Here is a 23,214-nt window from a genome sequence, read left to right as displayed (position 1 = left end):
CCCCTGGGCCTGCAACTCGCGGGGCGGGGGGGGCGTCTAACCTTCGCATGGTCAGCGGTCATCTCCCGCCGGCCGGCCCTCGCCCGTGCTCAGCAACCACTGCCATGCCTACCCTGGTTCGCCCGGCCGCTGTCACGCTCGAGCCGCGCGAACGCCAACACTGTGCCGCCCAGGACCAGGGCTCACATACGCTCCAGGTGCTGCCGGACCCGTTGATCCGCGCCGTTCACCAGTCCTGCCAGCTCGGTATCGTTCAGCGCCCCGATGACGGTGGTGCCGGTCCGCGCTTGGATCTCGCGCAGGAATCTCCTGGTGTACAGGTGGCTGCGGTCCACACCTTCGTACCCGAGAATGGACTGCGCGGCAGCTCTAGCAAGCCGTGGGTCGGAGACGAAAATCGTGCGCTCTGTGAGGCCCACTAGTTCGTCCTCTACCAGGGGGTTGGTTGAGGCGTCCAGCAGATCGCCCAGGGCCTGGCGACGGAACCACAGACGACGCAGTACATGGCGGCGGGGCGAACCAACATGCCGTGCTGCGATGCTCAGAGGGAACCGCGACGCCGCCGTTCCGGGAAGGACCGCCAGTCCGAGGAACCACCAGACCTCCATGGACGCTGCTTCCGCCGGGACGATGTCGAGGGTGTCCCACAGCACCGCGCTGATTCTGCGGTCGAACTCCGCGGATGCCTGGTTGGCGCCCAGCCCGTCCAACTCTGCAATGACCTCCGATGTCCTGGTCCGGAGGAGTTGCAGGTGTTGCTGGGTTACGGGAACTCCGCCTGTTGCCCTAGGGCTGGCGCTGACCAGGTCCACGGGGGTGGCAGGCGAGTCCGGAGGAAGGGGGCCTGCGGCTTGGAGCTCCTGGAGGCGTCGCTCTGCCTCGTGCTTGTTGATCCGGTGGTACAGCAACTGACCGGTATTCACTCTTGAGCTCCTCCGTAGTAGCCCACCGACTCCTCCAGCTCCAGCACGACGTTGGTGGGGGCGTGAGAGATCCGGCGTACAGTGGACAACAAACTGATTCCAAAATGGTGGCGGCAGAGTTGCTCAGCCACATGGCCCAGGCTTCCCTTCCCGCAGTCAGCGGCTCCTGCGAGGTCTGCGTCTCCGTCGGCTCTGGCTGACATCTGCAAAAGCAGCGCGAGAACCACGTCGCGGCGCACGCTGGCCAAAGCCCTTCTCCGCAATTCACCGCCGCCGGGTTGCATCAGCTCCTGGGCGACGGGGAGGTCGGAGTTGAGATAGAGCCGGGCGCATCGTCCGTAGGGAGCTTGGAGGTCGTCGACGTCGACCATGAACCGCCACGGCGATGCGTTCCACCCCTGCTCCTGAAAGCTGACCGGCGTGATCGGCAACTGATCAGGAGCGGTCGAGAGGTCGACCTGTTCGACTGGTCCCCTGGCCAGACGGGCTCCAGGAGTGCGTTCCGGATGTCCGTGCCGGAGTCCAGGGCCGACCAGGTGCGCGGACGCCACGAGCCGTCCGTCGACCCGGTTCCCGGGAACTGGAACAGTGAGCTCGGCTCCGAGGACGCCTTCGCTCAAAGAAAGCAGGGGGACAGAGACCGTGGAACGCCAGGCGCTCTCCCGGCACACCACCTCTCCGACTAGCTTGACGTCGACAGCTTCCGTGCGCCCAACCGCACGGACTATGGCGGACGCAGGGCACTCCACCGCGATCCGCAAGTGGAGGTCCACGGCGTAGTCCCACCGGTCTGCCACGGTGGAGAAGTCCAATCCTGACGGGTGCACGATCTCCCAGGGAGTCCATCCCAGCGCGCCAGGCGAGACGGTGATGTGGGGGAAGGCTACAATTTTCTGGCCAGCCATCAGAGAGTCTCTGCCCCGATCGCGAATGAGAGGTCATCGGGCAGGACCACGTCCACATAGGCCGGAGGTCGCGAACCTATCGCCCCGGATGCCACGACGGCGGTTGCCGAACCGGACACGATCCACTGCTGACCTTCTGCGAATGCAGGACCCCAGTGCAACTCCACCTTCTCGTCGGTCTCGAGGTCCAGACCGCCCTCAGCGGTAGCCACCCGGACCGACAGCATGAGCCTATCCCGGTCCCCCCACTTCCCTGCGAGGGTGAGGCCGATGCGCTGGCGCTGACGTCCGGCACCTTCCGCGCCGAGAAGACCGATCGACTCGATCTCCAAGGACCGCGACACGCCGCCCCTCTTGGTGCCGCCGCCCCCCGTGCCGCCCTTGCGTCTCACTTCGGGCTCTGCCGTAAACCCGCCCAGGTCCGACAACTCCGCAGACAAAGCCGCCGCCGAGCCCTCCGACACGGTCACCGGGGTTTCGCCGTATGACTTGAGCAGCGAACGGACTTCGGACCGGATCTCTCTGAGTGCCACTCTGACGAAGGTCTTCGCGTGGGACTTGGTCATGGATGTGGGGACCCAGTCGTCGTGTGCGGGGGTCTCAGACCGGGCGAAGGCATCGTCCATGGCGGGAATGGGCTTGAACACGGCAGTCCAGCACAGCTCTTGCGTCGCGATCGGTTCGCCCACGGGCAGGTACTTCACCACGAGCTCAGCCTGGTTGCGCATCAGGCACACGGCATCGACAGGCACCTTGACCTGCTGTCCGGCGTACTCTTTGGACGGGTCTTTTGCCACCGGTGCCGGTCCCACGTCCACACCGAGGTGACCCAGCAGTCTGCGTGGACTCCCGCACCAAATCTCCTTCGTGTGCGTTCCCGGCGAGATTGATGGCTCACCTGCCCCGACTACCGCCTGCACCTTGCGCACCGTCTCCAGGGCTGAGCGGTAGCCATCCATGCCTGGGATCAGGTCCAGGCTCTCGGCGTTCATCTCCTCCTCACCGACGAATATCCTCAAGGCCGGGACGCCCGAGAAGTCGAGCAGCTTCGGCCAGAGATTTTTCACCACCAGCTTTCTCAGACGGTCGTGGATGCCGCCGAGGACGCCGTGCGTGACGACTGCCAGATCGGACTCCTCGTTGTAGAGCAGAGTCGCCGGGTCGGGGTCCAGGACGAGCATCGAAGTTCCCGTTTCCCCGGGTTCGAACCTTCTGTCAAACAGAGCCTCCCCAATCTTTCGTGCCCGGGCTCCGCGCAACGGCTCTACCCTCGTCCGCTCGCCCTCTTGGGCCGCCTCGGGGATGTGTCCCCACCAGTGGCGACCTGTGTACCGCCTGCCGTCGTGGTCGAACGCGCGCCCCAGGCCGCTGACGATGAGCCGGTGCTCGAGATTCCCGTTTTCCGTCGCGCACACCGACCAGTAGACGACTGTTTTCGCTCGGCTCGCCTTGAATGCACTGCTCTTTCCGAAGCCGAAGGAGCCCCCGGTGCCTGCGCCCTTGTTTGCAGTGCCAACGTTGAACACCAAGTCGATGAAGTTGGTGGGGGTACCGGAAGGCACTGCGAGGTCGGAGCGGACCGGTCCGTTGAGCCCAGTGGTGCCCCGGTCCCAGATCTCCAGAGCGCCTGTGGACTGCCGTGCAAAGCTCTCATGGAGGTTCGTGAACCCGGTGCCCTGCGCGAACACCACCCTGCTGAGCATCTGCTCAGCCTCCCGGCTGAAGACCTTGCACTGGAGGCCAAACTCGGGCGTAGCCCCCGGCTCACGGGCGTCCCAGGAATTCTGTGCGGACTCGCGGATGAGCAGCTCGACGATCTCCACCTCCGGTTGCCCCAGCAGACGATCAGTTCCGGAGGCATCCATGCTGCCGACCCCGAACTCGAGCGGAAACCAATCCAGTGTTTCTTCGGGAACGCTCTCTTCCCCGTCCGTCTCTGGAGACCTCCGACGAGAGAACAGTGCATTCAAAGCGCTTCTCCCCCGTCAGCGGGCGGAGCGGGCACGTAGTCCTCTTCGTTGTCGTCTTCGACCACGAAGTCGACAACGACGTCGAGGTCCCCGTCGTCGAGGGTGGGGGTGACGGCGACGTACTCGACGTCTCCGTGCCCAGCGTCGGGCAGCACCAGTCCCAACCCGATGATGTGCTCATCGGCGTCCATGTTGCGCCGGTTCTTCGATGCCTTGCCGTAGTGGTCGGCCTGTGAGTCCTTGTCGATGGCGTAGAGCACCAGCAGGGGGACGTTGCCGTTCAGCTGGCGGAATCTTAGTTGCTCTTCGACGGTCTTCTGTTCCTTCGACCCGCCAGTGGTGCCAGCTCGGCGCTCCTGGATTTGGAGATCGATCAGAACGTCGTTGCCAGCCATGAGTGCCTTGATATTGGCACTGGCGGTGCATCCGGACTCCTGCAACGGGGGCCGCTGTGTCAGCGGGACGTCGGCCCCGTGCGCGTAGGAGTAGGTACCTCCGCTCTTCGATTCCGCGTTGCTCGAGGCCCGCAGCACGACGTTCCAGCCCCGGTCGGCGTGCTTCTCAATCCAGGGAACTGTTCTCTCAGGCTGTAGCGGCGTGTGATCTGGGTTGACGGCGTATCCGGAAAGGAAGGCCGCCACCAGAGAAGCTGGGACCTCACGGAGCATCACGGACCCGGTGAGCTTGTCCACGATAGGTGTGATGCCCCCTGCAAGGGCCCCCTGGACGAGCTCGTTAGCCTTTTCCTGGTTGCTTCTCAGAGTGGCGCCGTCGTGCTCCTCGAACCTGGTCGTCTGGTGGCGGTGGCCTCCCAGCGCCAGGGTTACCTTCTCGGTCATTGTCATCTTGTTGCGTGAGGTGATCTCGAGCCGTCCGGGGTGGGTCCTAACTGCGACTCCCACCTCACTGGGCGGGCTACCGGCCTGAGCCATCTGACGAACCTTGTCCCTGAGCTCTTCTTCGACGCCTGCGAGGAAGGCGTAGTCCACGGCGAGTTCCGCGGAAGTCCAGATGCGGAGGAGGTCTGCGTAGTCCGGTCGGTAGCCGAACCACCGTCCCATCTGCAACAACGTGTCGTAGGCAGACGCGCCGCGGACAAAGTAGGACGTGACGAGGCCTTCAAGGGTGAGGCCCCTGGCGAGGGTGTTGCCGCCCACAACAACCACCGTACGAGGACGTCCGTCAGGATATTTCACCCTGTAGCTGGATGCGCCGTTGTCCGCCAGCACCTCCAGGTCTGCGAGCACGTCCGCCACCATGGGTCGGATCTGGTCCCATGCGGGGTTGGCCTGGCCTTCAGGCTCGACCTGTGTGTTTTCAGCGCTGTAGAGCGCTTCAAGGCGCGTGCAGTCTCCAGATGCGACCGTTTCGCGCAGTTCGTGCACATACTCCTGCAGGACTGCCTGGAGGGCGAAGTGGGAGTCTTTCCACGCGGCTGTGTGGACGAGCATGGAGGAGTGGAAGTCTCCGTGGCCTCGGGATCGTCGCACCGCGGAGGCAATCACAAACCACTGCACCGCGGCCGCCAGCGAGGGCACTATTTCGGGGTCGTAGTACTCGCCAGTCTTCTCCTGCGCCTGCGGTGACTTGGGCACGATGATCTCGACTTCTTCCTCGGGAACGTACCGGACAATTCCCATTCCGTCGTCGGAGCCGTCCTCCGAGAACTCCCCAGAGACCCCAAAGACCTTCCTCGCACCGATGTAGGTTTCGGGTCGACTCAGGGGGTAGATGAAGTTAGCAGGGTAGAGCTCGCCGCCATCGTCGGGGTCCATGAAGATGTTCGCGAACGGAGTGGCCGTGTAGGCGACGTAGGATCCGGTCTCGACGAGTTCCCAGACCTGACGGACCAGATTGTTGATGCCCGAGTACTTCTCCTTCTTGGCCTCCGTGTTCGGTGTCGCCTGGTCGGACTCGTCGTCGATGATGAGGACCGGCGTCTTCGCCAGAGCGCCCAGTCTCCGGGCCGTTTTCAGGAAGTTCAAGAGGTTGGTGAGTCTGCTGGGATTCTTCTTGACGACGGCGGTCACGTAAAAGTTGGATTTCCCGAGGACCTGGGTGCCAGCCAGCGACGCGCTAATATCACCTGTGGCGTCCGTCAGGGGATACCAGGAAGCACGGGTGCTGAAGAGATCTCTGTCGAGACGCTCCTGTGTCTGCTGCCTGAGATTGTTGTGCATGCCAGCGAGGACGATCACCATCCGGTATCCCTCGTCGAGGGCCTTGGCCACCACTGCGGTGTAGTTGGCAGTCTTCCCGGACTGGACATAGCCGATTACGAGTCCTCTGACCTTGTCACCCTTAACCTTGGGGTTGGCCAGGCCCTTGACGATCAGACCCGATTCCTTGTCGATTATTGCCACTGCACCGGCAAGAGGTCCGGCTGACATCTTTTGTTCGATCTGGCCCCACACGAGTCCGGGGTCCTTGTTGTTGTCGTACCACCCTCCGCCGTCTTCTGCGGGCTTCCCGTCGACCACTTCCCCGCTGTTCTTCGCGTTGTACTGCTCGATGCCCTCTTCGTGCTCCTTCTTAATTTCCGCCAGGAGCTCGGCCACCCCGGGGAAAGCGCCCACCTGCTCCATGTAGAAGCCGATGGCTTCGTTGAACGAGTTACCCAGGAGCTTGTGGCCGTCAATCATCTTTTTCAAACCCGGCTTGTTCAGCACTTCGCATTGCTCCTTCATCGGCGGTGGAGAAAGGTCCTCATTAGATCTCACCCAATGAATTTCCCAATTGAATCCTATGCGCGGGGAGCGACACGACATGGAACCAGGACACGGGCGCGCAGCTAACAACACCGTTAGTGGAAGCCTTTCCGCCCGAACGGTTGCTATGTTGAGGGTGATCAAGACAGCCCTCGCCGAGGCCATCTGCCCGCAGATGGCCCATCACAGCTTCGCCGGATACCTCCTCACTCGCACTCGGGTTGGGTGGCTGTCCAGGCGTCCACGGGACGGAGCCCCATGTTCTACGACAACCTCGCCGAACTCATCCTGCGCGCCCCGCAGGATGGCACGAACCTCGATGTGGTGAGCGGGTACGCCTCACCGTCCGCCCTCTTGTGGTGCCTTTCAGACGGTGACCCCAGCAGAATGGTGTCATCCAGCCCCGAGCTGAAGATCACGCAGGTCATGCCCAAAATTCGACTGCTGATCGGCATGGCGGGGGCCTCCGGAGTCACTCGTGCCGAGCACGAAATGTACATGCGCCTCTGTGCCGGCTCCCAGGGCCACCTCGAGGTCCGTTACCCTCACCCGAACTTCCAGTCGGACATCCACACGAAGGCCTACCTTTGGAAGGACGAGATACTCCGCCCCCTGGCAGGGTTCTCGGGTTCGGCGAACATGACCAACGCCGGCATGGGAATCGGCAACCACGTCCAGGAGAACGTCATGAGCAATGTCGACCCTGTTGCAGTCTCCGTGTATTTCGAGCAGCGCTACAGTCTCGCTCTCGACTGCCTTTCACCCGGGGTCGAGGACCTCATTGACTTTCCGGTGCACCAGGACGACGTTCAGTTGCCAGCTGCTCCCACTGGCAAACCCGGACCTAGCCGACCCGATGCTGACGCCGGCAGGGTCAAGTTCTACCTGTACAAGAAACGGGAGGGCCAGGCCTACGAGCCCGGTGGCGGAATCAACTGGGGTCACAGGGGCACCAGAGACCGCAACGAGGCATATGCCGCAATCTCAGCCGCAGTCAGCCGATCTGATTTCCTGCCGCTGAAGAACACCCCCATCACGGTGCACTGCGACGACGGCGAGATCCTTGTGCTCAGGGGTGCCAGCGGGGACGAGAAGCAGCCGTCCGGAAAGGACCTCACCTCGATTCCCTCCAACGCGACCCTGGGCGCCTACCTGCGGGGGCGGATGGGTCTGCAGTCCGGTCAGTACGTGGGCATGGAAGAACTCTCTGACTACGGCCGGGCATATTTCACGCTGTCCCGCCTCCAGAGCGGTGACTACTACCTCGACTTCTCCGCACTCGGCCCCGGAGACTTCACAGGGTTGGAGGAGGCAGGCCTTCCTGATCTGGACGAGGGATGACGCCCTCCGGCTCGAGTAGCGCACCGTGGCACGGTCTTACTGGCGCCGGTTCTTCGATGGTCCGGGAGCTCTGCTCGACAGCTTCGCGGGTGTGGAGTACGAGTCCGTCGAGCCGTCGCTGGCCAATCTCATCCTTCAGGCATAAAGCCCTTTCAGGGGATGGGAAACTGCAGTCTGACCTGGTAGGCCCGGCTCAGGAGCGAGTCGCCTACCTTCACCGCATCGGCGAAGGTATGAAGACCTTCCACCATCAACGTCACCTATTCGTCCATCAGTCCCTCGGGCTGAAGTACGCTTTACTCCCAGCTAGCCCTCAGTCCGGGTCCTCCGCCCAGACGGCGCAGCTGAGACGGACTGGGCAGTGCCTGCAGACCTCAGCGTCATTCACCCCCGGGGGGAGGTACGCGCTACCAGAGGGAACGAGGATTTCTGGGGCCGGACTCTCCTCCTGCGACGCCATTCGGTAGGCCTGGCTAAGCAGGTCCTTCCCCTTCCAGCTACCCGAGAGAGTCAGGATCCAGGGCCCCTTTGCCGAGCGTCCAACCGGGTGGACTACGCGCTTTTCGCGGCTGCTGGCCCTCTGCCCTGGCGTGAAGTGGCGCCAGAAATCGTTGGCGGCCCTCAGCGCGTCGTCTCTGCTCATGAGCTTGAGTTTGACAAGTGCGCCGGCGACGTTCCCGTGCATCATCGCGTGGTGGTGCTCGGACTGGAAGGCGGGTGATTGGCCGAGAACCCACTGGAGGGCCAGCCGTCGGGCGCAGGCCACTGCCGAGGCGCTTGCGTAGGGATCGATCATTCCGACGGACTGAGCCACCTGCGCCGCCGGGACTGAGCGGAGAGCGGGCACGGGGCGCTGCGTGGTAGCTGGCATGTCCGCGGGGGACCTCACTGATTTCACCTGGAGCCCGCCTGCCCTGGCCTGCACCGCAGAGCCCTTCATTTCTGGGCGAGTGAGGAGCGAGAGAATCGAGGACGGACTGCGCAGTTCGCCTCCGATGTCGGATATCCAGCTGAGGGTGACTCTGCGGCCGCGCTCGACCCCGTCCAGGGCCAGCCACATCAGGTAGAGGTCGCTCAGGGCTGCGGTCTCCGACCGTGCTTTCAGGATTTCGACGGTGACGGGGTCGGCTGGGTCTGGGGCACCGACCATGTCGTCGGCGCGGAAGGGCCACCAGACTGCTGGGGCGGGTGAGGGGAAGGTCCCCTCGGCCAGGTTCGTCACGTGCAGGTCCTGGGCCAGCGGGTGGAGCCCGAGTGCGTCCAGTGCACGGAGCTCACCGATCGCACCGGTGCTGGTGTCCCGCTCACCGAGGGCATCGAACTCAGCCTTCCGGCCCAGGAGCATGGTCACCACGTCGACGAGGCCTTCGACGTCGATCTCGTCGTCAAGACCGACGGAGAAGCCGTCCACCTTGGCGGTGATCTCGAGCCGTTCCTCCTCGGGAAGCTCCCGCATGCCTTGCGCCAGCTTGCTCTTGAGGAAATGCATGTGGCCCTTCAGCGTGACACGTTCACGTGCGGCTATTTGATCCACCAAAGCCGCAGTGGAGGTGACCACTCGTACAACTCCGGCCGCCTCATCACGGCTCAGGTCCCCCCATGGCACCAGTCGCAAGGGGTTGTGGGCAGCGAGCCGGATCCTCTCTACATCCGTCACGCCGGGGTCCCTGCCCCCCAGAGGCTCCACCTCGGCGATGACCAGGCGATGGAGGTGTTGTGCCCGTTCCTTCCACTGGTCTCCGGTCACGCATCCGTGGAAGAAGGGCAGTGCGCGCCGCAGGGCACTGACATAGTCCGTGGTCGGCCTCTCCAGCCCCTGGGTCTCGAGGTAGCCGCTGGCCGCGATGTCCAGGACGGCCTCACTGCTCAGGACCACATCTGCGCCGCCGCCAGCGCGCGGCTGGATGCAGTCGTGCACGGCGAGGAGGAACGACCCGATCGGCAGCTGGGCCAGGTCCGTGGGGCCTGAGTCAGCGTCCCTGCCCAGCCGCCGGACGAACCGCTCGACCGACTCCGCATCCGCGGCGAACCGGCGGGAAAGGGGCCTCTCTCGGTCGGTGGTTTCGTCCCGCCAATGGCGCACGAGCTCCGCCGGGTTGCGGCACTCCAGAACGGTGAGGCTTTCTGCGAGACCGTCCGAAGCAACCGCTTCGCCGCTGAGCGCCTGGAGAAGTGCTTTCGCTCCAGGGCCGGGCCCCGTGACTCTCTGCTCACTCCCTGGCGGGAGGCGGACATCCATGGGCACCGGCATGTCCCACTCGTCCACGAAAAACCGCCGCCACGTCTCAAACGCGGGGTTGACGCCGTCGTCGTGGACTACGAAGAGCTGGTCCACATCGGGGATCCGCCGCAGCAGCTGGAACAGGGCCCACTGAGGCGGGGTGAAAAAGTAGAAGCCGTGGTGGACCACTACCCTTCTGCCTCGGGGGACGCCGAACGCGCGCTGCAGGGCCTCCTCGATCCGGGCGCGAAGATTCCGGGCGTGGGGGGTTGACTGCCTTTGGAAGTCGTCGAGATCGATCCAGAGGTCGTCCCGCAAGGCTGTCAGCGAGGGGATACCCTTCTCCAACTGGTTCCACGCGGCCACAGCGGCGCGGGGAAGCTCGCCGTCCACGGAGAGCTCGTCGGGATGGATGCCCGCGGCAATCAATCCATGTACGGTCCGGGAGAACTCACGCCGGGATCTGACCAGCAGCTCTTCTGCCACCTGACCGGGACATTCATCACGGCAGTACCGTCTCAGGGCGTCGTCGAACTGTATGCCCATTCTCAGCCTCCGGCCGGTGGCCCACTGCTGCCAGGTCGAGAGTGCTCGTCTGTAGGACGCAGGGCCTTCCCCGCCCAGCACGTCCGGTCCGGGGAACCTGTCGAGCGGCAAAGCCATGTCTGGCACGCCCGGAAGCACGATGAGGTCCGTGAGAGTCGCGATGGGCAGGCCAACGACTTGCGAATCCCTAATGCTCTTCGCCAGCGAGGTTGTAGCCGTGACGTGAGAGACGGTCTCCCAGCTGCTCCCGTGCGCGCTCAGGAGTGCCCGCAGGGACTGCTCGTCGACCTTGCCGCTGGACACGGCCTTCCATCCACCCACTGTCTACCTCCTGAGGGATATGAGATCAGCCCAAGACGCGTGCTGGACGTTTTGCCTGCTTCTGCCGTTCGGCAGGTAGACCCGTAGCTGGTCCTTGGCGCGTGTGAGTGCGACGTAGAGCAGTCGGGCTTCTTCGCGGGCAGTCTCCCAGTCGTCTTGGTCCCAGAGGTGCTTCTCCTCGGCAGAAACGTTGGAGAACCTGTGGCCATTCCCGTCGTTCCACTGCCATGCGAGGCGGGGTCGGCTGTCGCCTTCGTCGCGCAGTACTGAGACCCGTGTCTTCACGTGACTCGGTGTCTCGAACTTTGTCCAGGTGTTCGGCACCAGCACACGGTCGAACTCCAGCCCCTTGGCCTTGTGGACGGTGAGAGCGGTGGTCCTGCCCTGGAGGTCGCCCCATTCGGTCGGCTCGTCCTCAGCCCGGTTGGTGGCGATCTGCAGCTGGAGCCACGAGATGACCCTGTGCAGGGTCGCTGGTCCGTCCTTGAAGTTCGCATCCATGAGTATGACCAGGTGGTCGAAGCAACGGGCGTACCGGCGCCGTTCGGAACCATCGTCTACGGAGGGAAGCGCCGAGCCCTCGGGGACGAACGCCCGGGCGCACTCCACAATCCACGCCATCATCGGCAAGGTGTTGAGCAGTGTCCTTAGGGACTTGATCCGTTGTCGCATCGGCTCGAGGTCCGACCTGTCGTATGTATCCGACGACGCCAGTGACGCGATTCTGTCGTGCCATCCGTAGAGCGGCGGGGTGGGGGCTTCCCACGCCGCGCCGGACACCCCCTGCGGCGGTTGCCCGTGGAGGATGCCAGCGGCCCACCGCGTTTCGCAGAGCTGGAGCAGGGCGGCGTCGTCGGACGGTTGCGCCACAGCTTCGAGGAGGACATGGAGTTCCCTAACTGCTGGCGAGGTGAAGAAACTGCCCCCAACCAGCAGATTGCACGAAATTCCCAGCTTTTGGACCGCCGACCGCACCTGCATCGCGTGCCGGTTCCGGCGGCAGAGGATGGCGATCGTCGCATCTGGACTCTCTGAACGCCATTTCTGCACGTCTGCCGCGGCATACTGTGCGAACTCCTTGGACGGAACCTCCCGGAGGTCAATCGTCCTGCTGGTGTCCCGGCTCTGGACTTGGGGCCGCAGACGCTCTGACTCCCCGTAAACCAGCAGGTCGGCCACGCCCCACGCCGTGAAATGGGGGTGCAGGGAATTGAGAAGATGGGCACCGGAGCGAAAGTTCCGCGTCAGCGGGTATTCCTCCAAGCTGTCAAGCCTTCGAACTCGGACTCTGGACCGCAACTCTTCGAACGCGTTGCCTTCCGCCCCCCGGAACCGGTAGATGCCCTGCTTCGCATCACCGACTACGAACAGTCTGGCTCCGAGTCTGGTGCTGACTTCCAGGATGAGGTCCATCTGGAGGGCGTCCGTGTCCTGGAACTCGTCGACGAAGAGATACCGCGGCTCCCTGACACGCGGTCTATCCTTGCTCCTCATGGTGGCCAGTGCGAAGGAAACGAGCTCAGAGGCAGGGATCGATTGGTTCTGCAGGCACAGCTCCCGGAACCGGGCGGCCACCTCGTTCACCACGAGACGGGTCGCATCTTCCACGGCGGCCCGCAACCCGTCTGAACCCGTCGCTCCCCAGTCCACACGGGGAACCTCTCCGGAGCAGCCGGTGACAGGCATCATCTCCACACCGTTGTTCTCAAGGGCGTCCCACACAGCCTGGATGTGGTCCTGCCAGAGGTGAGACGCTGGCACATGCGCGTGGTGCCGGTCGATCAGCTCTGCAAGACGGGGTGACAGGGCCTCTTGGACGAGGGCCCGAAAATTCATGGTCTGACGGCTCACTGCCAGTCCCGGCCCGAGGCCGAGTACACCACCGCCCGACTGCACCAGGTGCTTCGCATAGGTGTGGATGGTGACGATCTCAGCGTTGCTGAGCTGCATCATCCACGCCAGCGCAGGAAGCACGCAACGGCGGCACAGCCTCTGCCGGAGCATGAGGGTGCGGCCGATCCTTTCTCGCATCTGGCGGGCTGCCTCGCGGGTGAAAGTCATCAGGACGATGTCGTCCGCGCGGAGGTCAAAGGGCCTGGAGATACCTGGTTCCTGCCTGTCCTCCGTGCCCTGGCACGTGGCCAGCAGGTAGACCACACGTTCCGACATCGTCTCCGTCTTGCCCGTGCCGGCTCCTGCGGTGACCAGCAGGTCGGAGTCCGAAGGAGCATGGACGATGCGGTACTGCCCGACGTTGATCCCGCCCACGTCGTCCGCGGCGCTGAAAGCCTGCGCCAGCCCTTCGGGAAGAGGAGTAGGAAGGGCGCCATCAACCACCCACGCACCGACCTCGTCGTCCAGGGCATTTCCGACAACCGCCCACTCCAGTAGGCGGCTGTCCTTGAACGCCTGCATCTCAGCCGGGTCCAGAGTGGTCTCAGCTTCAGTGCCGCTGACCAGGAACACACGGATTCCGTAGTGCAGAAGGCCGAGAAGACCGTCGACGTCCACGCCACCCAGGCCCACCCTGAGGACGGAGTACCGCGGAAGCGCCGGGATCCCCAGTGACCGGCGCAGGACATCCAGGCCCACCGCGGGATCGCTCTCCAGGATCGTCGCGGGGTCGGGCACAATAGGGGCTGCGTTGTCCGTTCCTTCTGCGCCTGTAGCCGGTCTGCGCTTTCTCAGCCTCCGCTCGAACGACTCCAGGTGTGCCGGCTCCAGGGCCTCGCGCATTCCCTCGGCTGGTAGCAGGTCCATCGGGGCAGCGTGGAGGTCCACACCAGGACCGGGGACGACCTCCATCGCCGCAACCGGCCAGATCCAGGCCGCGACTTCCTCACCTCCCCGCCCCAAGCGCAGGCCTTTCCGCCCCTGCTCGCGCAGTTCACGGACCTCCGCACGCATCCACCTTCCCGGGGACGTCGACGTGGGCGCCTCGAACAAGATCAGCCAGACCTTGCATCCGGTCTCCTTGACGACGTTGAGGTAGTCCCTGAGCGCTTCGTACGCGGTCCAGTGCACACGTTCGCCGGTCAGCGGGTCCACGTTGGGCCGACTCCGGAACTTGACCTCCCAGTACTCGCTGGTTCCAGCTTTTGTTGCAAGCAGGTCCGGCGCTCTCAAGTGCTTGCCGCCGGCTGCAATCAGAGGCGCCCTCGTCCCCGATGTATTGCCCACAGCTTCGCTGAGGTGCACAACGGTGTAGCGCTCGGACTGCAACCAGTCAGACCACGCTGTCTCACACCGGCGCCATGCGGCGTTCTCCTGCTCATGCTCTGGTCTCATCGCTCTTTTCCACCAAGGGTTGCGCGACCAAAGTTGGAGAGTGCAGGAACGACACGAGGGGGTTTTGTAGCGCTGCGAAGAGCGTCCCGCTCATGGGCGATCCGGAGCCGGTCTTCAGCCAGGGCATCCGCGGAACGCCCAACCTCATCCGGCCCGCTCTGCAACCTCTTGCACCACTCTTTGAACATGAGCTCCTGCATATCACGGGGAAGCGCGGCCGTCATGCCCCAGCGGGCCAGCAGCTCGGCCTCAACCGTGAACGTCGCGCGGAGAGACTCATACTTCCGCAACAACGCCTCGTCCTCTCCGGCCGGTGATGGAACCGTAGGAAAGACGGCATTGACCGTGACCTCCTGGGTCGGCTTCGCAGGAGGCAGCGGGGCCGGGCGTGATGTGTTGCGAGTCCGGCTTCGAACTGGTGCCCCGTCAAGCCGGGACTGATCCTGGTTTTCCAGCTGGGACTTGAGCAGCCGAGCTCTAGGGCTCTTGCGTAGCTCGAGCTCGGCAATCAAGCGCCGCGACACCTCCGGATTACCTTTTCCTGACCGGGCGAGTTCTTCCAACTGCCAAATCTTCAGTAGGGAGTACGGTCGTGCCGTCATGCCGTTCTCAACGGCTGTAAATTGGCCACCGTGAACACTTGGACCGCACTGTCTAGCACTCCGCTTCCCCCAGCCAGAAGATTTATTCGCTGTAGCAACCTATTCTGGTCACTCTAGAAGCTAGAGCTCAAAAGCATGTTGTGCTGCAGATTAACCACGCAGGTCGGACGGAAGTACGCGAGGGCCACTGGCATCAGGTGAAGGAGAGCTGCCTGTCCCTGCAACGACGTCTCCTTCCATAGGGTCGTGGCGATAGCTGGAGCTTCGTCGCCGACGACCCAAGAGTGAACGATTCCCGACGGCATCAGGGTCGACGAATCGGGATCAGGGACGTCGGCGACAAATTCTCCGAAATGAATTGGAACTTCTTGACGCGGTGCGCGGCACGTGGACGGTGATAGGACTAAAAGGTCGGCCCCAAGGGGTTGCAACACCGGTTAGTGAATCAAGGATGGCTTTGAAAGCGCCCGCGCCACGCCATTGGGTTTAGATTCCCGCTTCGACCAGCGCCCGCACGAGTGCGGCACCTACGCGGACCCAATCCTCCGCGTCGATCAGTTCTCCATCAACTTCTGCCTGACGGACGGGGAGGAACCCCGCGCCTGTGGCGCCGTGCTCCCGACAAAGCGCGTGAAAGCGACTCGAGGCTTCGGTTTCCTGGGGCGCTGCCAGTTGGATACCTTTCTCGACGCACCGGATGCCGCCGCCGATCGGCGAGAGCTGAAGCCACCGCTGCGCCGTCTCGTAACCTCGCTTATGCCTGCTCCATTATCGATACGTACTCGCGCATAATCGTAGGTTGGCGGTGTGCCAGTCGCATGCGTACCGAGACGGTTCTCAACGCGATCGAGATGGCGAGGTGGAACCGCGGTGACCACCATGATGATTTGCGCTGTCATAGCGATGCGGGCAGCTAGTTCTCGTCGATTCGTTACGGCCAACGCCTCCCGGAGATCGGCGCTACGCCTTCGATGGGGGACTGTTGGCGACTCACATGACAGTGCTCTGGCCGAGACGGTGACGCAATCGACGTCGGGGTCGCGAGGCTGCGGAACAGCAGCTGCGCGGATAGGATGAGTCTCGTGACCATCGCAGCTGAACACCCCCAAAAGACCACCGCCGACACTCCCGCAAGTACCAAAACCAAGACATTTCGGTTCGGCGAGCTGTTCTCCGGTCCAGGCGGGCTCGGCCTGGCCGCGAAGCTGGCATCTCGACCCGGATACGAGATCGTCCACCAGTGGGCAACTGACTACGACGCGGACACCTGCCGCACCTACGCCCAAAACGTCTGCAACGACCCCGATGATAAGTCAGTGGTGCAGCACGACATCCGCACATTGGACTACGAGGTGCTCAAGCAACTTGGCGGAATCGACGGTCTAGCGTTCGGCTTCCCGTGCAACGACTTCAGCCTCGTAGGAGAGCGTAAGGGCTTTGACGGCAAGTTCGGCCCGCTCTACACCTACGGCGTCAAGGCTCTAGAGGAGTTCAAGCCCGACTGGTTTCTGGCCGAGAACGTCGGGGGCATTCGGGCCGACGGCGGGGTCGCACTGAAGCGCATCTTCTCCGATATGATCGCGGCCGGCTACCGCATCTACCCGCACTACTACCGCTTCGAGCAGTACGGTGTCCCGCAGGCTCGACACCGAATGATCGTCATCGGCATCAAGAAGGAGCTGGAGGTCGAATTCAAGGTGCCCAGCCCAAAGCCCTACGCTGATCGAGACGTGAGCGCCAGGACTGCTTTGGAAGGCATACCCACGTGGGCTACCAACCAGGAGCCAACAAAGCAGTCCGACACCGTCATTGAGCGCCTGGGATTCATACCGGCCGGTGGCAACGCCTGGCATGCAGACATCCCGGAGCACCTTCAGATCAAGACTAAGACGAAACTTTCCTCGATCTACAAGCGACTGCATCCGGAAAGGCCCGCTTACACGGTCACCGGCTCGGGCGGTGGCGGAACCCACATCTATCACTGGACGGAACCTCGTGCTCTAACCAACCGGGAGCGCGCGCGCCTTCAAACCTTTCCAGACCGCTTTATCTTCCACGGCTCGAAGGAGTCTGTGCGAAAGCAAATTGGTATGGCAGTGCCAGTCGAGGGCGCTCGTGTAATTTTCGAAGCTCTCCTAGACAGTTTCGCGGGCGTGGAGTATGAATCCGTGGAGCCGTCTTTGGCCAATCTTATTCCGAAGGAATAGACCCCTTTTCGTACCGTTTTGGATACCACGGCTTAGCGCCCCGGCCGGGAACCTGCAACGAGGACCGAGTGAACATCGGAGACGAAGCTGGCTTTCCTAGTACGCCTAAAATGCTTCACCACAATCGGCTAGACGCGATCCCGCACGTCGCCGGCCCACTCTTCGACCAATAGCCAATGCATCAAGGAATCACGTCCAGGAAAGGCACCGCCGACACTGCGTCAAAAGTGGTGGCGCTCATCAGCCTGATTGGACCACCACAACCAGAAGGTCATCGGCCTATACGGTTCTCCAACTTATCGCATCGGCTCTGAGAATTAATCCTGCAGAATGCATTGAAGACCGCCTTCCCACACAAAGGAAGTGTTCGTGAAAGACGATGAGTACCGGAGCTCGCTGGTCATTCCTCCCTTCCCCGCAGAAGCATGGGTGGATCCAGCTCTGTCCCTTCGTATGGCTCGTTACCCCAGGAGGGACACCGCTCCGGAGATGATTCTCCGCCGAGAACTCCACCGCCGGGGTCTGCGGTATCGGGTGGACGCTCCGCTCCCGGGCATTCCCCGCCGGCGAGCGGACATCCTATTTACGCGTGCCAAGGTGGCGGTATTCATCGATGGATGCTTTTGGCACGGGTGCCCCATGCACGGAACTCAGCCGAAGAACAATCAATCCTGGTGGCAACGCAAGCTTGATGGCAACCGGGCGCGAGACGCTGACACTAACGACCGGTTGCAGGTTGCAGGATGGACAGTTCTCAGATTTTGGGAGCACGGGGACTTATTGAACGCGGCCGACGCAGTTGAGACGGCGGCTCGGGCCCCGGCCCCAGCGCGCAATCCACCGGAATAGGCGGGAAGCCAGGACACCGTGTGCAGAACGCACTCTTCTTGAGGATTTCGCACTCTTCGGAGGGCCTGCGTGAAGCTGTTGAGCTTGTCGCACCCCTGGTGAGCGGGCAGACGGCATACGCCGGTGCCGATGGTCTGGCTCCGCTGATGGCGCAGTGGTTGGCCCGTTCCCGGCACACTACAAAAGGATCTCAACGCATGCTCGGCGCCACCGAACCGTCCTACCGCTACCGAATGTTCTCCCGACCCGCCCGGGAGTTGACGGTCGTTCCGCTGGAGCTCGCCCTCGTCGAGGAGGTCCTGGCGGAGGCCGAGTGGTTCGGGCAATGCAAAGTCCACGTGCGCTTCGAGGAGATGCTCGAACACGCAGAAATCAAGAGACCCGGCCGCAGGCGCGACGGGACTCGAGGCGGCCGGACCAACATGGCGTGGCTCATCTCCCTGGGGCTGGTGTTCAACCTAAAGAGGCACCCGGGGTGACGGACGGACCCGAGTCCCGACTCTTCCTGACGCTTGCAGATGAAGCACTTGCCCGGGGCGCGGACCCGGCGCCGGTGCTAACGCAGCAGGTCATGAAGCACCAGTTTCCCAGCGTCTCCCAAAACGGCCGCGACAGGCGCAGACTTATGGACCTGGCAGTTCGAGGTCCGTCCCTTCGTCCTCCAGCTGCTATACGACCCCCTCGTTGACGGACGTTTTGGCGCAGGACGCGGCGGCCAAGCTCGTCATCACCTACGGGGAGAGCAACCAGCAGGGGTGCATCAACGACGTCGCCGCCGGGATCCTCGCCTAGCGTGCCGCTGGCGACAATTCGCCGGATGACAGCTTCGACGGACATTTCAGCACGTTCTGGGCGGACAGCGGGGGCGGGAACCGGTTCAAGCATCTCCATGACATCGCCAACACTGTCTTCAAAGCGCATGCGCTTCTTGCCGTGGAACGCCGGCTCCTGTTCAAGCCAAAACCTCAATCAATCGAGATGGCCTCACTAGGGAGCAGCCACAAACCAGTGCCGTGGCGAAAGCGCTGAAAGACAAAGCAATGGCTCAAAAGGGCTTACCAAGTGAACCCGGGTAGGGCCCATAGCCATAGGGGAACGTCACGGTCATCCACAGAGAAAGCACCTTACACTGACTGGCGTGCCCCCTCCGTAACAGGACCGGTTCGTTCCGCTCGCGTCGCAACCGGAGCCGACCCAGGCATGTACCAGACGACAAAGAAGCCCCTACCGGCTTGGGCTGGCCTCATCTATCCCGGTGAAGTCGTCCAGGTCGTGAAGGGCGCTATGGTGAGAAATTGGGCAACCGTGCAGGTGCAGTGGTTGTGCACTCGAAATGCGTGGCCGTACCGTGCCGGATGGCTGAAGCATTGCTGAACGCCCGGGCAAGGCAGCTTTCCGCCGCAGCTGATCCTTCAGAGCGCTCATGAGTGGGCAGTCAATGATGAAGTTGCGAGCAAAGGGCCGGCATAAGGTGTTATCCAGGAGGAGCGCTGTTGACGGTAGCAGGGACGCACGAAAGATGCTGCGTTCTGGTTCGCTGGACGCGAGCCATCGACTCCAACGTTAGTGCTTAGGCTTGGCCTGGGCGAGGAGAATTTTTAGATACGGTTGCCGAATACTTATGACAGCGCTCAAAGTGAGAGTTGTTGCTCCTTGAATGGAAGTTTGGGAGCCACTGGAAGAATCGACCTTAGGAACTAAGTGACACGACATAAGCCAAGTACGGTCAAAGCCGCCCGAGAAGAATTGGCTCGAACATTCCCTGCTCGGCAGCAAGCGTCCCTCAAGCCTTACCGCGAACTGCAAGAACAAGCCAACATTGATGACTCTTTGAAATGGGAGCACGGTGCTGCTGACCACGGATTGAAGATGCTCGTTTCGATAGGTGCGGGTGCGGTCTGCATCGCCGCTTGGCTTGGGTTTTCGGGATCGGATCAATTCTTTCCTTTTCTGCTTTCCGCAACACCTTTCGTGGTTGTTTTGACCGCTTTTGCTTATGGCGCACACCCTCATGGCACTCAGAAGCAACGGGTTGATGCCGCAACTGCCATCCTCGTATATTTAGGTGTAATTGTGCTTTGGCTTGTGGTTCGCCAGTTCGTCGGGAATCAGGATCTTTCGAAGGCTCTTGATACCTTCGCAATCTTTGGACAATTGGCGTCGTTCATTGCTTCGGTGAAGGAGAGCGTGCTGGCCTGGATAGAGCCTTCTCAGTTCCGAAAGTTGAGCAAGGCTGGTACACAAGCTCGAAAGGCGCAACGAGAACTGAATAACTATGGCTGGGTTCCGGACGGTGCGAGCCGCACTGAATAGCGGTCGTCACCGACGAAGCTTCCAAATGGTCTTCAGATAATCAACTAGTGCCGCTTCATGACAGGGTCTAGCGTCACCGAGGAAATCGCGGTGGGATAGTCGCAGACGTACGCCCTCGTGGAGCCTGTGCATTGTCTGCGAGCCAGGTTGGTGGCCTTGGTCGGCGGCATGCCGAGCTGGTGAAGCTCAAGGAGTACGTCGGCTACATGTACGAAGTGGCCGAAAGCGGGGCATCTTCATCATTCGGACACTCCTGACAATGGACGTTCCCTGACGGTTGGCGCTGCAGGTGCGACGGAGGGCAAGGCGCGACGCCGTCCGAGAACTGCCCATATGGACGCCCCCCTTAGAAACAAGAAAATTTACCAGGACTCGACTTCGTGCAACCCGTCCCACGCACGTAGCTGTGTGATTATCGGAGTACAGATATCAGACGCAGATGCGGGGGCACAAAGCAGATGACAGGTAATGCTTGGCTGGTCTCAGCCATGGGGGACGTCCGGACCTACGGCGGAAACGACGGGTATGCCGACGAACCAGAGTCCCTGTACCGCTGGGACAGCAACGTCGCCCACAGTAGAGAGATCAAAGATGGCGATTACATCGTGGTTCGCAACAAGAAGATCAGTCTCGGATACTCCGTGATCGAAAGAGTCGTCCCCGAGGACGGCGTGAAAACACTGAGGTGGTGCAAGTTCTGCGGAGGTTCGAACATCAACTACCGGAAGACGCTTGGAAACTACCGGTGCGGAAGTTGCGAAAAAGGACGGGAGGGCTTTACCGACCCGACGTCGAGGGAGGTCGCGGTTACTCATTACACGGCGCTGTACTCCTTCGGGTGGAAGAACCTCACCACGGTCCCGAGCCAGGACCTCAGAGCTATGTGTCTTGGGAGTGAGGGAACGCAGCACAGCATCAGGCGGATCGACTGGAAGAAGTTCTCCGAGGCAGTAGTTGAGAGAACAGGTTCCGCTCCGCTCCAACAGGTTGTGAACCTGCAAAAGCAGATCGCCGGAGGGCACTCACTCGCAACTGTGCGTGTGCGCATAGGTCAGGCCGCGTTCCGGCAACGGTTGCTGGATAGGTACAAAGAGAATTGTGCAATCTCTGGCCCCTGTCCTAAAGAAGCTCTTGACGCCGCTCACTTGTACAGCTTCGCAACTAGTGGAGAGCACCACGAGGAAGGCGGTCTACTACTTCGAAAAGACCTGCACCAACTTTTCGACCTGGGGTGCCTGGCGGTAGAACCTACGACAATGCTCATCAGTCAGCGGGGCCTTGATGGGTTCCCGGAGTACGTAAGGCTTGATTCGCAGCCACTGCAGGTCACCCTGAGCCCCGGTCAGAGGAAGTGGTTGAAGCTTCACTGGCAACAACACCGGCAAGAGCTTGCGTAACCTCTATGAAACGTCGGTGACCTGAGGAGCAGCGGGCACGCCGGGGCGTGGCAAAAGCGCTTCTCCAAAAGCTACGCCGGCTACTCGGGAACCAGGCGCCGAACTTATTGCCCTTATGCCGGCGAGCCATGCCTGCTACGCCTTCCGCGATTGCTCGAGGTCGGCCTTCAGCTGCTTGAGTTCTGCTTCCAACCCGAAAACACACTCACCTATTCGTTGCGCTTTCTCGGCAACGCCACTTCCTGCTTCCACGTTGTCTGCCCCATGTCTCTGCTGAGTAAGCCTAGGAGAGCCCCGATGCCTGACTCTGAAGGAAAAAGTACAGGAATGCATCAGGATTTCAGGCTCCAGTGAACGAACCGTCACCGCCAACAGGACGGAGTAGATATAAGCGAATCGTCGGTGACTTCTACAGCCCGACTGACTCACATGAGGCTCCGCGGCGCTCAATCCAGAAGGAGCCGAAGACCACGGTCTGGCAATGCCGAAGATACCGGGTCTCAGCCGTAGATCCGCAGTGCAGCTCCGTACCCCAGCGGGAGACCGCTCCCTCGAAACCAGGAGATGAGCACCTCCACCACTGCTGCGAAAATGAGATTCTGTGCCTGGGTGGGGGCCGAGAAGGGCAGGTTTCCTGCATTGTCTGCCGCGACACCTAGTCCGATCCGCCAGTTACGCGTGATTCCGCCGTCCACCTGCGCAACCTCCACCAGGTACCCAGAACCGGTGTTCATCGCCTGCGCATACCGACGGGGCGCCTCTCCCCTGGTCTGTGCCGTGAACCAGTCACCCTCTCCGCCAATCATCTGGACGAGTCCCACCAGTTGACTGACCGATGTCAGCTCGTGCCAGCCCGTGTGGCGTCGGCCTAACTGGGCCCGCCATTCCAGGGATTCCTCCCACTGGAAACCAAGCATCAGTTCGAGGTGGGTATCGGTCAGTTCCGCTATTCCGAGCATTCAGTCTCCATCGCAACAGCTCCCATAAAGGACCATGGTCGGTGGCGGCACCGACATTTGGGCAAAGACAACAAGCTCCGGCGGCACGAATTGCGACGTCGTGGGCTTCAGTGGACCACCACCGGACCGGGAATCTGCCAGTCCGAAGAATGCGTCGAGTCGGCGGTGCCCGTGCCTATGCTGGGCTGGGTCGTGGGCGCCAGCGCCTCCATTCGTCGTCCACGCTGCCGTCGTCTGCACAGGAGCACGCATGACCTACGAACTCCGCACTTACACCGCCAACCCGGGCAGGATGGCTGCCCTGATGGCGCGCTTCCGGGACAACACGATCAATCTTCTCACCGAGCACAACATGAAGAGCCTCGGCGATTGGGCCCCCTAGGAACCGACGACGTCCTCGTCTACATCCTCGAGCACGACGGCGACCCGAAGGTGAACTGGGCAACCTTCCAGGCGGACCAGCGGTAGATTGATGCGAAGTCGGCGTCCGAGGTAGACGGCGCGCTGTCGGCGAAGATCGACTCGGTGATGCTCGAGGGCACCGACCTCTACCCGGTCGCCGCCGCCCGGTAGCCACCGCGCAGGCGACGGAAGGAGACCGGTAGCCCCGCGGCCGGAAAGCCTTGGGACTGCTCGCCTATCTGCTCCTCCAGCCCGCTCCCAC

At 62.3% G+C, this 23,214-nt stretch carries 15 protein-coding genes and 1 pseudogene; 8 read left to right on the top strand and 8 right to left on the bottom strand.

What is annotated here, in order from left to right:
- Positions 1–182: 182 nt before the first annotated feature.
- Genes NVV32_RS03335 through NVV32_RS03320 form a run of 4 tightly spaced genes read right to left on the bottom strand, consistent with a single transcriptional unit; the run spans position 183 to position 6,467 of the window.
- Positions 183–923 (bottom strand): hypothetical protein, encoded by a 741-nt coding sequence (locus tag NVV32_RS03335; protein ID WP_422391375.1) that lies wholly within the window; start codon positions 921–923, stop codon positions 183–185.
- Positions 920–1,828 (bottom strand): hypothetical protein, encoded by a 909-nt coding sequence (locus NVV32_RS03330; RefSeq protein WP_422391374.1) that lies wholly within the window; start codon positions 1,826–1,828, stop codon positions 920–922. Before NVV32_RS03330 ends, NVV32_RS03335 begins: the two co-directional genes overlap by 4 nt.
- Positions 1,828–3,798 carry a hypothetical protein gene (locus NVV32_RS03325; RefSeq protein WP_422391373.1) on the bottom strand — a complete coding sequence of 657 codons (1,971 nt, stop codon included), beginning with the start codon at positions 3,796–3,798 and terminating at the stop codon, positions 1,828–1,830. Before NVV32_RS03325 ends, NVV32_RS03330 begins: the two co-directional genes overlap by 1 nt.
- Entirely contained in the window at positions 3,795–6,467 is a 2,673-nt protein-coding gene (locus tag NVV32_RS03320; protein WP_422391372.1) for a Z1 domain-containing protein, read from the bottom strand. Before NVV32_RS03320 ends, NVV32_RS03325 begins: the two co-directional genes overlap by 4 nt.
- A 297-nt stretch (positions 6,468–6,764) precedes the next feature.
- On the opposite strand from NVV32_RS03320, the gene NVV32_RS03315 reads away from it, so the two are divergent.
- A complete protein-coding gene (locus NVV32_RS03315) occupies positions 6,765–7,847 on the top strand; it encodes a restriction endonuclease PLD domain-containing protein (RefSeq protein WP_422391371.1) in 1,083 nt (360 codons plus the stop codon).
- 313 nt (positions 7,848–8,160) lie between these two features.
- On the opposite strand, the gene NVV32_RS03310 is transcribed toward NVV32_RS03315, so the two are convergent.
- The 3 genes from NVV32_RS03310 to NVV32_RS03300 are packed head-to-tail and all read right to left on the bottom strand — an operon-like array spanning position 8,161 to position 14,786.
- On the bottom strand, positions 8,161–10,917 hold the full coding sequence (locus tag NVV32_RS03310; protein ID WP_422391370.1) for a hypothetical protein: 2,757 nt from the start codon (positions 10,915–10,917) through the stop codon (positions 8,161–8,163).
- A gap of 21 nt (positions 10,918–10,938) precedes the next feature.
- Positions 10,939–14,223, bottom strand: coding sequence for a UvrD-helicase domain-containing protein (locus NVV32_RS03305; RefSeq protein ID WP_422391369.1), 3,285 nt, complete (start codon positions 14,221–14,223; stop codon positions 10,939–10,941).
- Positions 14,220–14,786 (bottom strand): hypothetical protein, encoded by a 567-nt coding sequence (locus tag NVV32_RS03300; protein ID WP_422391368.1) that lies wholly within the window; start codon positions 14,784–14,786, stop codon positions 14,220–14,222. The genes NVV32_RS03305 and NVV32_RS03300 overlap by 4 nt, the downstream gene beginning before the upstream one ends.
- A 791-nt stretch (positions 14,787–15,577) precedes the next feature.
- Between NVV32_RS03300 and NVV32_RS03295 the strand changes: the two are divergent.
- From NVV32_RS03295 to NVV32_RS03270, 6 genes and pseudogenes are all read left to right on the top strand, one after another.
- A pseudogene (locus tag NVV32_RS03295) lies at positions 15,578–15,845 on the top strand (DDE-type integrase/transposase/recombinase); the annotation flags it as partial.
- Positions 15,846–15,907: 62 nt separating this feature from the next.
- Entirely contained in the window at positions 15,908–17,032 is a 1,125-nt protein-coding gene (locus NVV32_RS03290) for a DNA cytosine methyltransferase (RefSeq protein WP_422391367.1), read from the top strand.
- Positions 17,033–17,485: 453 nt separating this feature from the next.
- Positions 17,486–17,881: a very short patch repair endonuclease gene (locus NVV32_RS03285; RefSeq protein WP_422391990.1), complete on the top strand. Its 396-nt coding sequence runs from the start codon at positions 17,486–17,488 to the stop codon at positions 17,879–17,881.
- Between the two features lie 197 nt (positions 17,882–18,078).
- On the top strand, positions 18,079–18,360 hold the full coding sequence (locus NVV32_RS03280) for a hypothetical protein (protein WP_422391366.1): 282 nt from the start codon (positions 18,079–18,081) through the stop codon (positions 18,358–18,360).
- A gap of 1,222 nt (positions 18,361–19,582) precedes the next feature.
- Positions 19,583–20,194 carry a hypothetical protein gene (locus NVV32_RS03275; RefSeq protein ID WP_422391365.1) on the top strand — a complete coding sequence of 204 codons (612 nt, stop codon included), beginning with the start codon at positions 19,583–19,585 and terminating at the stop codon, positions 20,192–20,194.
- Between the two features lie 488 nt (positions 20,195–20,682).
- The gene (locus tag NVV32_RS03270) at positions 20,683–21,591 is read left to right on the top strand and encodes an HNH endonuclease (protein WP_422391364.1); all 909 of its coding nucleotides are present in this window, start codon (positions 20,683–20,685) and stop codon (positions 21,589–21,591) included.
- A 500-nt stretch (positions 21,592–22,091) separates the two neighbouring features.
- Here the strand turns inward: NVV32_RS03270 and NVV32_RS03265 are convergent, their stop codons facing one another.
- Complete coding sequence (locus NVV32_RS03265) at positions 22,092–22,550, bottom strand: hypothetical protein (protein ID WP_422391363.1); 459 nt, start codon at positions 22,548–22,550, stop codon at positions 22,092–22,094.
- A gap of 250 nt (positions 22,551–22,800) precedes the next feature.
- On the opposite strand from NVV32_RS03265, the gene NVV32_RS03260 reads away from it, so the two are divergent.
- Complete coding sequence (locus NVV32_RS03260) at positions 22,801–22,932, top strand: NIPSNAP family protein (RefSeq protein WP_422391362.1); 132 nt, start codon at positions 22,801–22,803, stop codon at positions 22,930–22,932.
- Positions 22,933–23,214: the final 282 nt, after the last annotated feature.

The organism is Arthrobacter sp. N1 (genome assembly GCF_048288285.1).
Lineage (GTDB): Bacteria > Actinomycetota > Actinomycetes > Actinomycetales > Micrococcaceae > Arthrobacter_D.
Note: the sequence above shows the minus strand (reverse complement) of the source record. Positions and strands in the feature narration are given on the sequence as shown.